12 protein-coding genes are annotated in these 13,881 nt (G+C 70.6%); 5 read left to right on the top strand and 7 right to left on the bottom strand.

All coding sequences use genetic code 11. The annotated features are described in order from the left end of the window. The first annotated feature begins 740 nt into the window (after window positions 1-740). From dpdA to OEB96_RS43340, 3 genes are all read left to right on the top strand, one after another. Window positions 741-2,054 (top strand): tRNA-guanine transglycosylase DpdA, encoded by a 1,314-nt coding sequence (dpdA, locus tag OEB96_RS43350; RefSeq protein ID WP_266222859.1) that lies wholly within the window; start codon window positions 741-743, stop codon window positions 2,052-2,054. Between the two features lie 10 nt (window positions 2,055-2,064). Then, window positions 2,065-3,171, top strand: a complete 1,107-nt coding sequence (gene dbpB / locus OEB96_RS43345; RefSeq protein ID WP_266222858.1) for a DGQHR domain-containing protein DpdB — start codon at window positions 2,065-2,067, stop codon at window positions 3,169-3,171. Between the two features lie 65 nt (window positions 3,172-3,236). Then, the gene (locus OEB96_RS43340; protein WP_266222857.1) at window positions 3,237-3,617 is read left to right on the top strand and encodes a hypothetical protein; all 381 of its coding nucleotides are present in this window, start codon (window positions 3,237-3,239) and stop codon (window positions 3,615-3,617) included. A 29-nt stretch (window positions 3,618-3,646) separates the two neighbouring features. On the opposite strand, the gene OEB96_RS43335 is transcribed toward OEB96_RS43340, so the two are convergent. The 4 genes from OEB96_RS43335 to OEB96_RS43320 form a co-directional block, all read right to left on the bottom strand. Next, window positions 3,647-5,599 carry a hypothetical protein gene (locus tag OEB96_RS43335; RefSeq protein ID WP_266222856.1) on the bottom strand — a complete coding sequence of 651 codons (1,953 nt, stop codon included), beginning with the start codon at window positions 5,597-5,599 and terminating at the stop codon, window positions 3,647-3,649. After that, the gene (locus tag OEB96_RS43330) at window positions 5,596-6,507 is read right to left on the bottom strand and encodes a DUF2914 domain-containing protein (protein WP_266222855.1); all 912 of its coding nucleotides are present in this window, start codon (window positions 6,505-6,507) and stop codon (window positions 5,596-5,598) included. The genes OEB96_RS43335 and OEB96_RS43330 overlap by 4 nt, the downstream gene beginning before the upstream one ends. 135 nt (window positions 6,508-6,642) lie before the next feature. Next, window positions 6,643-7,455 (bottom strand): hypothetical protein, encoded by an 813-nt coding sequence (locus OEB96_RS43325; RefSeq protein WP_266222854.1) that lies wholly within the window; start codon window positions 7,453-7,455, stop codon window positions 6,643-6,645. Window positions 7,456-7,487: 32 nt separating this feature from the next. Further along, window positions 7,488-8,117 (bottom strand): hypothetical protein, encoded by a 630-nt coding sequence (locus OEB96_RS43320; protein ID WP_266222853.1) that lies wholly within the window; start codon window positions 8,115-8,117, stop codon window positions 7,488-7,490. Window positions 8,118-8,362: 245 nt separating this feature from the next. Here OEB96_RS43320 and OEB96_RS43315 point away from each other — a divergent pair, with 245 nt between their 5' ends. Beyond that, the gene (locus OEB96_RS43315) at window positions 8,363-10,018 is read left to right on the top strand and encodes an IgGFc-binding protein (RefSeq protein WP_266222852.1); all 1,656 of its coding nucleotides are present in this window, start codon (window positions 8,363-8,365) and stop codon (window positions 10,016-10,018) included. A gap of 14 nt (window positions 10,019-10,032) precedes the next feature. Here the strand turns inward: OEB96_RS43315 and OEB96_RS43310 are convergent, their stop codons facing one another. The 3 genes from OEB96_RS43310 to OEB96_RS43300 all read right to left on the bottom strand — a co-directional run bounded on the left by OEB96_RS43310 (window position 10,033) and on the right by OEB96_RS43300 (window position 13,459). Further along, window positions 10,033-10,806 carry a hypothetical protein gene (locus tag OEB96_RS43310; protein WP_266222851.1) on the bottom strand — a complete coding sequence of 258 codons (774 nt, stop codon included), beginning with the start codon at window positions 10,804-10,806 and terminating at the stop codon, window positions 10,033-10,035. Window positions 10,807-11,102: 296 nt separating this feature from the next. After that, window positions 11,103-12,668, bottom strand: coding sequence for a sensor histidine kinase (locus OEB96_RS43305; RefSeq protein ID WP_266222850.1), 1,566 nt, complete (start codon window positions 12,666-12,668; stop codon window positions 11,103-11,105). Between the two features lie 95 nt (window positions 12,669-12,763). Continuing rightward, complete coding sequence (locus OEB96_RS43300; protein WP_266222849.1) at window positions 12,764-13,459, bottom strand: response regulator transcription factor; 696 nt, start codon at window positions 13,457-13,459, stop codon at window positions 12,764-12,766. Window positions 13,460-13,585: 126 nt separating this feature from the next. Between OEB96_RS43300 and OEB96_RS43295 the strand changes: the two genes are divergently transcribed. Beyond that, window positions 13,586-13,864 carry a MoaD/ThiS family protein gene (locus OEB96_RS43295; protein WP_266222848.1) on the top strand — a complete coding sequence of 93 codons (279 nt, stop codon included), beginning with the start codon at window positions 13,586-13,588 and terminating at the stop codon, window positions 13,862-13,864. The last annotated feature ends 17 nt before the right edge of the window (window positions 13,865-13,881 follow it).

Raw genomic sequence — 13,881 nt, 5'->3', positions numbered from 1 at the left:
GGACCGCGCACGGACATGGCTGTCTCGATTGCGCGCCATGCCACATTGCCGAGGCGAGCGAGGCGAGTCCCTTCAGGCTCATCGGCTCTACGCGGGCGAGCACTGGCACAATGTCCTCCAGCTTCCCTCCGCGCTCGGTGCTACGGGTCGAAGGGCTCGCTCATGGGTCGCCTCGGCAGGCTATGGCCTGGTCGGCTGGAGTGCACCTCTACACCCCTACTCGGCCACGTTCTCACCAGGGTTGGATTCCGTCGTTCGGGCCACGCCCGCTGGGGCGAGCCGCTCATCGCTACTGGCATAGTGGTGGACGATCCTCTCGACCTTCCCGGGTCCGATCGCCGGCGACCCGAGACGGATCGCAGCCCTCGCGGCCACCGACCCTGGTGCCGCGATCCTCGTGGTCGCTTCCCCGGGTTATGTGCGAGCGAAGCAGCCGGATCTCCTGGAAGCCGCCGCATGCCTGCGGAGCCCCGAGCGCTTGATCGTCGTGTCCAACGGTCGCGAGCTTGGAGAGAGCCCGCTTGCCGACAATCTCGTCCCCGTCGCCGATCAAGTGCGCGCGATCGTGGGCGGCAGTCCGCGGGCCTGCAACTCTCGTGTAGCGCTCGCGCTCCTTCGAGGATTGAAGACCGCCGCGTTCGATGCCCCGACCCTCCAGCGCCGCTACGACTCCATGCTCCGACGCATCCGTGCCCGCCATCGTCCCGCGCCGTGTCGCTCCTGAGTCGCACCCCGCCCCGATGAAGTACTTCCTCCCCGACGCGCAGGACCTCGTCGACCCCAGCTTCGACTTCACGCGCGAGACTCGATCCCCCGATCGCATTCGCCAGCGCGACGACCTCTACGCCCACGAGGTCTTCCGCGGCTCGCGGGCCTACGATGGCATCCTGCTCTCCAAGGGCATCGTCGAGGCCGTTGGCGGCGGCGCAGGCCGCTACGCCCAATCGCAGCGCCTCCGCCTGCTTCGCGAGGGGGCCAAGGACTTCTTTCGCCTCGGTCCTGGCCCTCGCACCCATCGTCTCCAGCTCATGGGCGACTGCGGGGCCTTCACCTACGTCAAGGAGCCCGCCCCGCCGTTCCCGGTCGACGACGTGATCCGGTTCTACGAGGGCTGCGGCTTCGACTTCGGGATCTCCGTCGACCACATCATCCTCGACTACCGCCCCGACTGGGACGAGAAGCTGTTCGGCAAGGACGGCGTGCCCAAGGAGGTCCGTGCACGTCAGGAGCTCACCCTCGAGCTGGCCCGCGACTTCCTCCGCGCCCACAAGCGCGGTGGCCACCGATTCAAGCCGCTCGGCGTGGCCCAGGGCTGGAGCCCCAAGTCCTACGCCCACTCCGTTCGCGCGCTCCAGAAGATCGGCTACGACTACATCGCCGTCGGGGGACTGGTGCCGCTCAAGACCCCCGCGCTGGTCGAGGTGGTCGGTTCGATCGCCGCCGCACGCAAGCCCAAGACCAAGCTCCACCTGCTCGGCGTGACCCGGGTGGAGCACATCGGCGCGTTCGAGTCCCACGGGGTGGCCAGCTTCGACAGCACCTCGCCGCTCCGGCAGGCCTTCAAGGACGACAAGGACAACTACTACACTCTCAGCCGCACCTACACTGCCCTGCGAGTCCCCCAGGTGCAGGGCAACGCCAAGCTCGAGCGGCGCATCCGAGCCGGTGAGGTCGACCAGGATCGGGCCCGCGCGGCGGAGCAGAAGTGCCTGCGCCTGCTCGCGGACTTCGGCGCACGCAAGCCCAAGGCCACGGTCAAGGCGGTCCTCGCCGCGTTGCAGGAGTACGAGGCGATCCACAGCCCCGACCGCAGCCGTGCCGAGGCCTATCGCGAGACCCTCGAGGCGGCGCCCTGGCGCGAGTGCGGCTGCGAAGTGTGCGAGGCGCTCGGCCACCACGTGATCCTCTTCCGCGGGGCCGAGCGCAACCGTCGGCGCGGCTTTCACAACGTGTGGGTGTTCTACCAGCGCGTGCAGCGGGGCCTGGGCCGTGATCTGCAGGCCATCAACCGAGCGCGCCGTACCGCTTCCCCCCGCCAAGAAGCCTTCGCCTGAACCCCTGACCATGCCCGCCGAGTTCATCGCCGTCCCCGCCATCGAGGTACGCCAGTCCAAGGGCAAGCGCCTCTACACCTTTGCCGTCGACGGCAAGCTGGTGCCCCGCTTCGCCGCCGTCTCCCGCATCAAGCGGACCGACGCCACCCACCTCTTGGGCTACCAGCGTCCCGAGGTCTACTCGCACATCGAGGAGATCCGCAATTACCTCGAGACCGAGTCACCCATGATCCCCAACGGGGTCGTGGTGGCATTCGACAGCAGCGTGAAGTTTCGCCCGGCGCAGTCCAAGCGCCTGAGCACCGACTACTCCCGGATGGGCACCCTGCGGATCCCCCTGGCCGAGAACGGCGAGCGGCGGGCGGGCTTCGTGGTCGACGGTCAGCAGCGCCTGGCCGCGATCCGCGAGGCCCACGTTCGCGAGTTCCCGATCTTCGTCAACGCGTTCATCACCGACGACGTTCGCACCCAGACCGAGCAGTTCATCCTGGTCAACTCCACCAAGCCCCTGCCCAAGGGCCTGCTCTACGAGCTGCTCCCCAGCACCGACGCGCTCCTGCCCACGCAGCTCCACCGGCGCCGCCTGCCCTCGGAGCTGCTCGAGAGCCTGAACCACGACCCGAGCTCGCCGCTCTTCCACATGGTTCGCACGCCCACCTCGCCGCAGGGGGTGATCAAGGACAACTCCATGCTCAAGATGCTCGGCAACAGCCTGAGCGATGGCTCGCTGTACCGCTTTCGCGACGCGGCCAACGGCCCCGACACGGAGGCCATGCGGGCGCTCCTCTACGCGTTTTGGGGTGCGGTGAAGCAAACGTTCCCCGAGGCGTGGGGCAAGTCCCCGCGTCACTCGCGCCTGATGCACGGCGCGGGCATCGTGGCGGTGGGCAACCTCATGGACCACCTGGTCGCCAAGCACCCGCGCAAGCGGGCGTTCGAACGAAAACGTTTTCGCATCCACCTGGCCAAGCTCGCTCCCGTGTGCGCGTGGACCGAAGGCACGTGGAAGATCCCCGGCAACCCCCGGCGCTGGAACGAGATCCAGAACACCCGCCAGGACGTGGCGCTGTTGACCGAGCACCTGCAGCGCACCTACGACCAGCTGACCCGCGGCTAGACCCACCTGGTTCCATTGGGACCAGCGCCGCTCCATCCGCGGCGTGCTACGTTGGCCTGCGCACGATGGAGACGACCGACGTCACGATCCGAATCCTGCGAGACATCCAGGGCACCCTGGGTGGGCTCCGCGATGACATGAGCTCGCTTCGCGTCGAGCACGGCGAGCGCTTCGACCGAGTGGAGGATCGGCTCTCCTCGGTCGAGACGAGGCTCTCCTCGGTCGAGACGAGGCTCTCCTCGGTCGAGGATGGCATTCATGCCCTGCACACCAACGCCGTGCACACCAACACCACGCTGGGGATCGTCGCCGAGCGGCTGAAGTTCTTCGAGCGCGCCTCCACGGCCGCGAGCGAGGGACGCCTGCGGCTCGACGAGCGGGTCGACCGCCTCGATGCACGGGTCGATCGCATCGAGGTCCGGCTCGACGAGCGCGACGAGTCGTAGGATTGCGCGGGGCTGCGCGGCTCGGCCGTTCAGCTCCCTCTTCTCGAACGACCGATCCACTTCTCGCGCCGCCCTTGATCCCACGGGACGAACGGTGGCGCGGTGGCCGGATCGATCCCGTACCGTTGCAAGACCTCCCCTGGCAGCTGCCCCTGCGGCGTCTCGGCACACACGTGATGCTCGAGGCTCTTCTCGACCGAGGTGGGCGAGGTGAACGGGCGGCGATCGGGCGGAGCGGCGATCGGCTCGGACACCGAGAACAGCTCCACTTCGAGCGGCGGCTGCCCCTCGTGGTGCAGCGCCCACGCGCGGCACACGTAGCGAACGTGCCACTTGCGGAACCACTTGCTCGGACCGCCGCCGGCGAGCCGACGCGCCACCTTGCCGGCCTTGTCGTGGGCCGAGGCCGGCTCCGAGCCAGCATCGAAGCCGGCCTCGGCGTGCAAGCCTCGCCCCAGATCCACCACGCGCCCGTCGGCCAGCGAGGCCTGCACTCGCACGTCCTCGACGCGCACGGGGCCGTTGGGCGCGAACATCCGCCAGTGCTGCCCGGTCCCCCAGAGCCGCGACCACTTCTCGAGCGGTCCCGCCAGCGTCGCGCGCAGCTCGGACTCGCTCGGAGGCAGCCGCGCCACGCCGATCATCGCGACGTGCATCGCCACGAGCACGAGCACGGCCCGTCGCCGCCAGCCGGGCCGCGCGGGAGGATCGACCGGCTCCGGCGGCCTCGCGCCGACCCTCGACCCGATTCGACGCAGCAGCCGGCCGAGCTCGTCCCCGCGAACGAACGCCAGGCACGAGGCGGCCGTCATCGCCGTGAAGGCCCCGATGTCGAGCAGCAGGACCAGCGGAATCGTGAAGCATGCGATCGCCGGGATCCACACCCGCCGGCCCACGATCCACGGACGCCATGCCGGCGGAATCGTGGGCCAGCCGATCGCCAGCACGGCGATCCAACCGGCATGCACGACCACCGCGACCATCGGCAGGCGCCCGCGCTCGTTGGGGTCGAGCAGGGCCAAGGCGGTCGCGACGAGCGCGGCGGCGAACACCAGCGCCGCGCCGCGCGTCACGAGCCGCGCGGCGGGTGAGGGCCGCGACGTGCCGACGAGCGCCCGTGCGACGGCGCCCGCGATCGCGAGCGGGAACAGCACCTCGAAGCCGTGCACGAACCATGTGGCGAGCCGCAGCGGCACCGGTCCCAGCGCCGATGGCAGCACGCTCGCCCACTCCGTCCGCAGCCCCGGATGACTCAGCGTGTACCAGAGCGTGTCACCGTCGGCCCACATCTGGCCCGTCTTGTAGAGGCCATTGGCCGCGAACATCGGCAGCGTCTGCACGATCATCAGGTAGCGCGGCCACGCGGGAATGCGCCGCTCCGGCCTGGCTCTCCGCAGCCAGCGGTCGACCGACCAGACCTCGCCACAACGCGACCACACCACCGGCACGAGGAACCCCAGCAACACCTGCTCGCCCGCGGCCGCGATGGTGTTGCGCTGGAGGATCGACAACAGCAAGAACCACGTCAGCCACTTGGTGATCGGCGTGGCGAGCCCGACCGTGAACGCGCCCGCCACCACGTAGAGCGCCAGCTCGTGCGCGCGTACGAAGGCGGGATCGCTGCGGAACATCAACAGCGAGTGGTTGGGGCCCAGCACCCAGGCGAGCACCCCGCGGAGGTCGAAGAACCCCGCGGCCGACCCCGGCAGGTCCTGCCCGTAGCCGCCGAACCCGTCGCGCGCGAACACCCACTGCGCCGTGTCCTCGAGGAACAGTCCCTCGTCCGACAGCAGGTACGGGTGCAGCGGGGCTCGTGCCGCGACGTACCACAGCACGAGCCCACCGCCGATGATCCGCAGTGCCGCCAGCGTGCGACCGTCTTCGTGGCGCAGCAGGATCTCCGCCAGGCGCTGCCGCTGTGCCACGGCGATGACCACGACGGAGACGACCAGCAGGGTGCCGAGGGTGTCGAGATCCGTCACAGCACCTGGAACGTCTGCGATGCCAGCTCCACGCCGTCCTCGGCCGACACCACCCGTGCCGTCCACTCGCCGCGATAGCGGCGGCGCAGGGGCAGCACGGCGCGCGTGCGATAGGCGTGCGAGTCGTCGATGGTGACGAAGGTGCGGCGCACCAGCTTGCCGCCTCGCTCCCACCGCACGATCACCTTCTGCCGCGTTCGCGGGTGGACCACGCGAAAGCAGAGGTTGGCGAAGTCGTCGTCGCGCGCCGAGAACTTGCCGGTGGGGCCCATGCACGAGCCGTCCTCGTACTCGGTGCCCATGGCGATGCGATCGACGTGCATGCCCATCGGCCCGATGCCGCCGAGCGGGGGGCGATCGGAGGCGGCGTGCGGGAGCTTGAGCAGCGCCTTGGCGTTGTCCTCGTCGGTCCCGGGCGGCACGGAGCGCTGCACCGCGGGCTCGGGGGGCGGCTCGTCCTCCTCGGCCGTGTCGCTGAAGCTCGAGGCGCCCGCCCGAAGCGCTGGCTCCACCGCCTCGGGCTCGGGCTGCAGGCTTCGCGGCTCCGTGCCCATTGGCGAGGCCGGGTCGACGTCGTTGGTCGTCACCGCCGGGGCCTGCACCGGCTCGACGTCCTCGCGGCTGGTGGCCCACAGGATGAAGACCGCGAGGGCCACCAGGGCCAGGGTCAGCGGCGCCAGCTTGCCGCCGGGATCGCGCCCGTCCAGGCGCATGGCGTAGGCCCCTCGAGTGCGTGCGACCTGTCGCCAGGCCTGTCGCGCCGCGTTCGGATCGAACGAGTACGTGCGCTGCGGAGGCTCGCGCAGCGGCGGAGCCAACGGCTCGATCGGCCGCCGAGGGCGGTCGCGACGAGGGTTGGGCAGTGACAGGGGCATGGGGCAGGGCGGCGGCGCGCCGTACTCGCGCATCGTACGGGGTCGGGGGTCCGGACGCCAGCAAACGGCCCACCACGCCCCTCGGGCCCCCCGGGGCGCTCCGGCGGGCGATCACCTGCCACCGGCTCCCGCCGCGCCCGCCGCGATCGCCTCACTCCACGCCGCGCCTCACTCGGCGCTCTGTTCCTCGAGCGCCTCCATCTCCTTGGCGAGGTAGGCCTCGGCTCGTTCGTAGCGCACGGCGCGATCGAGGCGGCGGTGCACCACGATCATCCCGCCCACCACCAGCACGAACACCACGCCCACCACCAGCGCGACCCGGCCCATGCGCTGTCGCTGGAGGACGACCTCGCCGTGCAGCGAGCCCACGCCGCGGAGATCGTCGCCCCGCACGTAGTAGGCGCCCACGTGGCGCAGATCGCCGTCGGTGCGCGCATCGAAGCGGTGGCGAGCCACCACGTCGATCTCCGCGGGCGCATAGTGGCCGACCTGCGCAATGAGACCCAGCGCGGGATCGGGGCTGAAGCCGAGGGCCGGGCTCAGCACCACCCGGTGCACGCTGCGGCCCTCGGGCACGGGCACGGGCAGCGCCTGGCTGCGGCGCACGTCACCCCACGGCACGCGGACCTCCAGCACGAGCGCGCTGGCATGCTCGGGCGCGCGCAGGGCCACGATCGTGCCGCCATCGGCCAGCACCGGCTCGGCTCCGGTCAGCTCGGCCGCCACCGGCAAGGGCGCGGCCAGGGCAATCGGCTCGTCGGTGGCGTGCTCGAGCCGAAGCTCGCTGCGCACCACCACGGTGGCGTGCTCGAGCTCGACGCGATGGAGCCCCCAGGCCACGGGGCTCTCGGTGCCCGCCCACGATGCGCGCGGCAGCAGCAGGATCAGCAAGAGGGCGGCTGCGCCCAGGGGGCGCAGCGCGAGGGCAGCGACTGCACCCAGGGGGCGCAGCGCGAGGACGAGGGCGTTGGTGCGAGACATGGGTGCTCTCCCTTCCGTATGACCCGTGGGCATCAATGGCGAGCGATCACTCCGTCCACGCCGCCCTCGAAGATCGTGGCCTCGGGGAGGATCGGCGAGGCCAGGGCCACCAGCTGCAAGAGACACGCGGCGTTCATCACCACCATCACCAGCGTGGGCAGGGCCAGGGCGCCGGGCATGGTGTCCTCCTTGCGGCGGCGCAGCGTGGCGCGCACGAACACGAAGCCGGCCGTGGCGAGGGCGAGGAACGCCGAGCCCATGCCGAGGAACGGGCCGGCCCAGGCACTGGTGTGGTAGTAGAGCGCGACCAGGGGCGAGAGCACGCCCAGCACCAGCGAGCCGCTGAACACGGCGGTGAAGAACGAGATCAGCAGATCCGAGACGCGGTAGTCGGCCCCGCTCACCCGCAGCGCGAGCAAGCCCGCGGGCACCGAGAACAGCGCGGCGAGCAGCACGATCATCGGGACCTTGTAGAGATTGGCCACCGCCAGCCCGATCGAGGCGCTGCCCACCGCCAGGCCCCACAGCGCCGCAAACACCAGCGAGAGCAGGCCGGCCGTGATCATCAGCTGGACGCGGCGGGCTCGGCCCTCCGCCTCCTCGACGCGGCGCCCGGTGATGAGCTGGAGCAGGGTGGAAAAGGTAGTGGTGACGTTCGACATCGTGAAGCCACCTTCCCCCCTGGCCGTGGACCGGATGTGCGGCGCCCGTGAACGGTCGGTGAGGCGGGTGTGAAACGACGGTGAAAACGCCCACCCCCGCCCATCGCGGCGTCGGATGGCGCGAATCCGTGTTCTCGAGCCGGTGCGCGAGCGCGTGCACGGGCTTGTCCTCGAGGCCGCGCCCGTGCTCTGCTGGGGGGACGGGGGAAGAAGACTCGATGTCGATGGATGCACGCATGCCACGCATGCCACGGTCGTTCGGCTGCACGGGGACGCTGGTGTTGGTCGCGATGCTGAGCGGATGCCCGGGCGAGGACCCGGAGGGATCGAGCTCGACCACGGGTGTGGTCACGATCACCGCCACCACCGGCCCGATCGACCCCACCGCCACGGGTAGCACCTCGAGCGTGGACACGACGGCGGCCACCACGAGCATGGGCTCGGCCACCACCGGGGAGGATTCCGACACGGGGCCCTCGGTGCTCTTCGACTTGCAGCCGCCCGACGGCGACATGGGCACGCCGCCGCCGGTGATGCCCACGTGCGACAACCTCGAGATGCTGGGGCCGACCAGCATCGGCTGCGAATTCTGGGCGACCGCGGTGCCGGCCTCGGGCGGCGCGGGGCTCGGCTGGGGCGTCAGCGTGGGCAATCCGTTCGACCTCGACGTCACCGTGACCATCGAGGATCTACGGGGGGCCGGAGGCACCCTGCGGATGTTCCACCAGTTCGTGCTCGGGCCCCGCGAGAGCCAGATCATCGACATGAACGGCAACGTGGGCGGGGTGATGCCGGGCGAGAACCACACCGCGCCGTTCAGCGGCATGGGCAACAACGTGGCGTTCCGGGTGAGCAGCGACTCTCCGGTCACCGCCATGCAGATCAACCCCATCGGCGGCGCCCCCAGCTTCGTGCCCGACGCCAGCATGCTGCTGCCGATCAACGCGCTGGGACAGGCCTACTACGGCATGGGCTACGGCGCCGGCGGCTTCGTGATCGCGGTGGCCACCCAGGATGGCACCACGCTCAACACCGATGCGGGCATGCAGGTGCTCGATGCCTTCGACGTCTACACCTTCAGCATTGGCGACCCCACGGGCTTCTTCGTGGGCAGCGACAAGCCGGTGGCGGTGTTCTCGGGCAGCTCGTGCGTCAACGTGCCCGCCGGGGCCGGCTGGTGCGATCACGTCGAGGAAGCCGTGATCCCGCTGGCGGCGTGGGGCACCAGCTACGTGGCGGCGCGGCACCCCCAGCGCGAGCCCATGCTCAGCCCGCCGATCGAGCCGGTCTACTGGAGGGTGATCGCCGGCGTCGACAACATCACGATCGACGTCGATCCGCCGGGGATCGTGCCCGGCGACCAGATCTCCCTGGCCGCGGCCGGCGACTGGACCGAGGTGAGCAGCACCCAGAGCTTCGTGCTCGACGCCCCGAACGACAAGCCGTTCATGGTGGTGCAGTACATGGCGGGCGGCTCCACCGTGTTCAACGCCACCTCGTGCACCCCGGGCCCCGCGGTGGGCGACCCCTACATGATGCAGATGGTGCCCACCGAGCAGTGGCTCACCTCGCTGCCGTTCCTCACCGACACGTCCTATGCGCGCGACTTCGTGCTGCTGGTGCGCGAGACCGGGACGCAGGTCGAGCTCGACTGCCTCGGCTTGGTGGATGCCAGCCACTTCACCGCGATCCCGGGCACGCCCTACGAGGTGGGCTCGGTGCAGCTCGACAACGACGGCATGGGCGGCGAGGGCAGCTGCACCGACGGCCAGCAGTTCATGACGTCGAGCAATCCGGTGGGCGTGCTGGTGGGCGGCTACGATTGCGCGGCCTCCTATGGCTACCCCGGTGGTCTCAGCCTCGATGCGCTGTGGATGCCGCCGACCGATCCACCGGGGTGAGCCGAGGGCGCGCCCTAGGGCATGCCCACCGCCACGTAGCCCACGATCTCCGCATTGGGGTGCGACCCCCCGATCTCGGCCTCTTGCACCCGGGTGTCGACGCCGAACGAGCCGACCTCGCGCTGTCGGGTCACCACGGGGTCGCCCCCGTTGAAGGTCTGGCACTGCGTCACCACCACGGGCCGCCCGGCGCCGGTCGTGCCGCTCACGTCGACGCTCTTCCAGCCGGTGGTGACGCCGTTGACCTGGCCCACCCGCAGGCGGGGATCGCTGGCCGAGCCCAGGGCATGGTAGCCCTTCTGGAGCACGACCAACCCCACGCGCTCCGCCGTGTGCTGCATGTCGTAGGTGGGCCACTCCTCGAGCTTGAAGAAGAAGCCGCCAGCCCCCGTCGACGGGTGATCGTGGCGGATGCGAACGTGGACGGGCTGCCCGCCGTTGAAGGTGAGCACCTGGGCGAACAGGATGCTGTCACCCACGGTGAAGCTCGTGGGCACCGGTGCCGGGATCCACATGTTGGCGCTGCGCTGCTCCACGTCGAGGAAGGTGGCGTAGCCGATGGCATTGCCGCCGTAGTCGTAGAGCCAGGTGGGAGGGAACGCGATGTGGCCGATGCTCTCCGGTACATGGTTGACCTCGCCATCGGCCGACTGCTCCTCCTCGCTCTTGACCTCGAAGCCGCACTCGCGCAGCGCCCTCATCCGTACCTGGGCCGTGTCGCCGCCGTTGAAGGTCAGCATCGAGGCGATGACCACCGGGCGGTCGTAGCCCGTTGGGAGGTACAGCATCGAAGCCTCGATCCTGGCCCTGGCCCAGTCGTGCGTCACGCCGTCGGTTCGTCCGTATGCAATGTCCGTCATCATCATCCTCCTGGTTCTTTTCGCGCCACCGATCCGTTCCTGTCCTGGTCCCGGGCAGTAGTGGCGCCTCACACTCCACGTGGGAGCCCAGCAGCGGCATCCCAGCTCTCGAAAGAAGCTAGTGGGGGCATGGAGGTCGTCAAGCGATCGAGCGAGCGCGGCGGCGGCCGCCGACGCGAGCATGATCGTCCGTCACCCTGGAACGCCGTCCTCGGGATCGCGAGTCATTCCATGACGCGATGATTCTCGTGGCGCTCCGCTCGCGACCGCGTGGGCTCGATCGACGCCGAGCCGATCGCCGCCTCCGCCCGAGCGCTCAGCGGCAGCCGCAGCGAGAACGTGCTGCCCTCGCCCACCGTCGAGCGCACGCGCGCTCGACCGCCGTGGGCGTGGGCGATCGCCTTGACCAGCGCCAGCCCCAGCCCCGTGCCCTTGCGACCCTGGCGTCGGGTGAAGAAGCGGTCGAACACGCGGGGCAGATCCTCGGGCGCGATGCCGGGACCGTCGTCGTGGACCTCGAGCCGCGCGTGCGACCCCTGGCGCCGCAGGGTCACGCGCACGTGACCATCCTGCCCCGCGAACGAGGCCGCGTTCTCCACCAGGTTGCGCACCGCGGTCTCGAGCCGGCCCGAGACGCCGGGCACGATCACCTCCTGCAGCTCGTGGGTGATCTCCACCGTGGCGTGCTCGGGCTGCGCGGCGATCGTCTCCACCACGCCGCGCACCAGCGAGGTCAGATCCACGGGCCCGCGATCCTCCCCCACCATGCCGGCCTCGGCCCGGGCCAGCTCGAGGAACTGGGTGACCAGGGCATCGAGGCGGGCGCTGCTGTCGCGCAGCACCCGGGCCAGGCGCTCGGTGCGAGCGGGTGGCAGCGGCGCGTCGGCATGCGACGCGAGCGACTCGGCGCAGGCCCGCACCGCTGCCACCGGGTTCTTGAACTCGTGGGTGAGGTCGGCGACGAACTCGGCGTTGTGGCGCGCGCGCTCGTGCAGCGCCTCGAGCAGCCGATTGAAGGCGGTCGCCATGTCGCCGATCTCGTCCTCGCGCGCAAGCTCCAGCCCCGGCGACACCGTCTCGACCTGCTGATCGCGCGCATGGGCGGTGGCCCACTCGAGCGCCTGGTTGCGCAGGCGGTGCAGCGGCCGGACCATGCGCCAGCCCAGCCACCAACCCAGCAGCAGCGCCCCCGCGGCCACGAACAGGGTGAGCTTGAGCAGGGCGAAGCGCAGATCGTAGAGCGCTCGGATCGCCCGTCGGTGGGCCTGCTGCACGTAGACCAGCGCCAGCACCTCGCCGTCGCGCCACAGCACCCGGGCCACCTGGCACACGCGCAGGGTGCCGCTGGCCCAGGTCTCGCAGCCCGCCGCGTGGCCCGAGGTCTCGGCGTGCACGGCCGCGCGGGGAATCGGGCGATCCATCACGGCCGGTTCCTGCTCGTCGGCGTCCTGCAGGGCCGGCTCGTCCTCCGGGCCCAGGAACAGATCCTCGAGCACGGTGACGGTACGCGTGGCGTCGGCGTCGGCCATCACCGTGCCCGTGGGATCGAGCAGCCGCACGCGCACGTGATGGCGCCGGGCCACCTGCTCGACCAGCGCGGTGGGCTGCACCAGCGCCTCGGGCTCGGCGGCGAAGCGCTCGGTCAGCTCGGTCGCGGCCTGGTCGGCTGCGCGCTGCATGTCGGGCTCGCTGCGGATCTCCAGCGCGCCCACGATCGCCACCACCGAGAGCGGAGCGAAGGCCACGACCACCGCCACCATGAACGCGCGGAAGCGCAGCGAGCGGAGCATTCGGCGCGTGCGACGACCGAGCGACGGCTCCAACCTTCCGCGGGTCCGACCGCCCGTTTGGCCGCCCGTTTGGCCGTCCGTCGTGGAGGCGTCGCTCACCGCCCGGCCTTCCACCGGTACCCCGCGCCCACCACCGTCTCTATCGCATCGAACTCGGGATCGATGGTCTCGAGCTTGCGCCGCAGCCTTCGCACGTAGGTGTCGATGATGCGCTCGGCCACCACGCTGTCGTCACCGCGGATGCGCTCGAGCAGCGCGGGGCGACCCAGCACCACCCCGGGTCGCGAGGTGAGGGCCTCGAGCAGGCGGAACTCGGTCACGGTGGTGACGATGGCCTGGCCGTCGTAGCGCGCCTCGAGGCGCGCGGCGTCGAGGTGCAGGCGCCCGGCGACCTGGGTGGCCCCGAACCCGCCGCCGCCCGAGCGCTGCGCCTCGCGGCGCAGCAGCGCCGCCACGCGGGCGAGCAGCACGCGGGTGCTGAACGGCTTGCTCACGTAGTCGTCGGCGCCCAGTTCGAAGCCCAGGGCCTCGTCGATCTCGGAGTCGCGCGAGGTCAGCAGGATGAGCGGGGTGGCATTGCCGGCCTCGCGCAGGCGTCGGCACAGGGTGAAGCCGTCGATGCCCGGCATGTTCACGTCGGAGACGATCGCGTCGGGGCGCTTGCCTTCGATCTTCGCCAGACCGTCGGCTCCATCGACCGCGGTGTGCACCTCGTGCGCCGCGTCCTCGAACGCGAGCGCGAGCACGTCGAGCAGGGAGGTGTCGTCATCGATGATCAGCACGCGGGGCATCGAGGTGACGCGGAGAGGATCGCACGACGAGGGCGAGATGGCGGCGAAATCCGCCTCCAAAACGAGATTCCCCGCGTTCCCGCGGTCCGCTCGCGCCCTGCCGCCGACTGAGCGATGCTCCCGGGGGTGGCGCAGATCGAGTTCACCCAGCACTTGCCGACCTTGTTCCCCCACCTTCGCGGGGGACCGCTGCCGCTCGAGGCGAGCACGGTGGCCGAGCTGGTCGCGGCGCTCGACCGGCTCGCCCCGGGCGTGGCCTTCTACGTCTGCGACGAGCGCGGGCGTCTGCGCCGACACGTCAACATCTTCGTCGATGGGGAGCTGCTGGTGGACCGGCAGCACCTGAGCGACCCACTCGAACCCGACACCCGCGTCTTCATCGCGCAAGCGCTCAGCGGCGGCTGAGCCAGCAGGAGCACCAC

It is taken from the genome of Paraliomyxa miuraensis (assembly GCF_026337845.1).
Taxonomy (GTDB): Bacteria; Myxococcota_A; Polyangia; order Nannocystales; family Nannocystaceae; genus Paraliomyxa; species Paraliomyxa miuraensis.
Note: the sequence above shows the minus strand (reverse complement) of the source record. Positions and strands in the feature narration are given on the sequence as shown.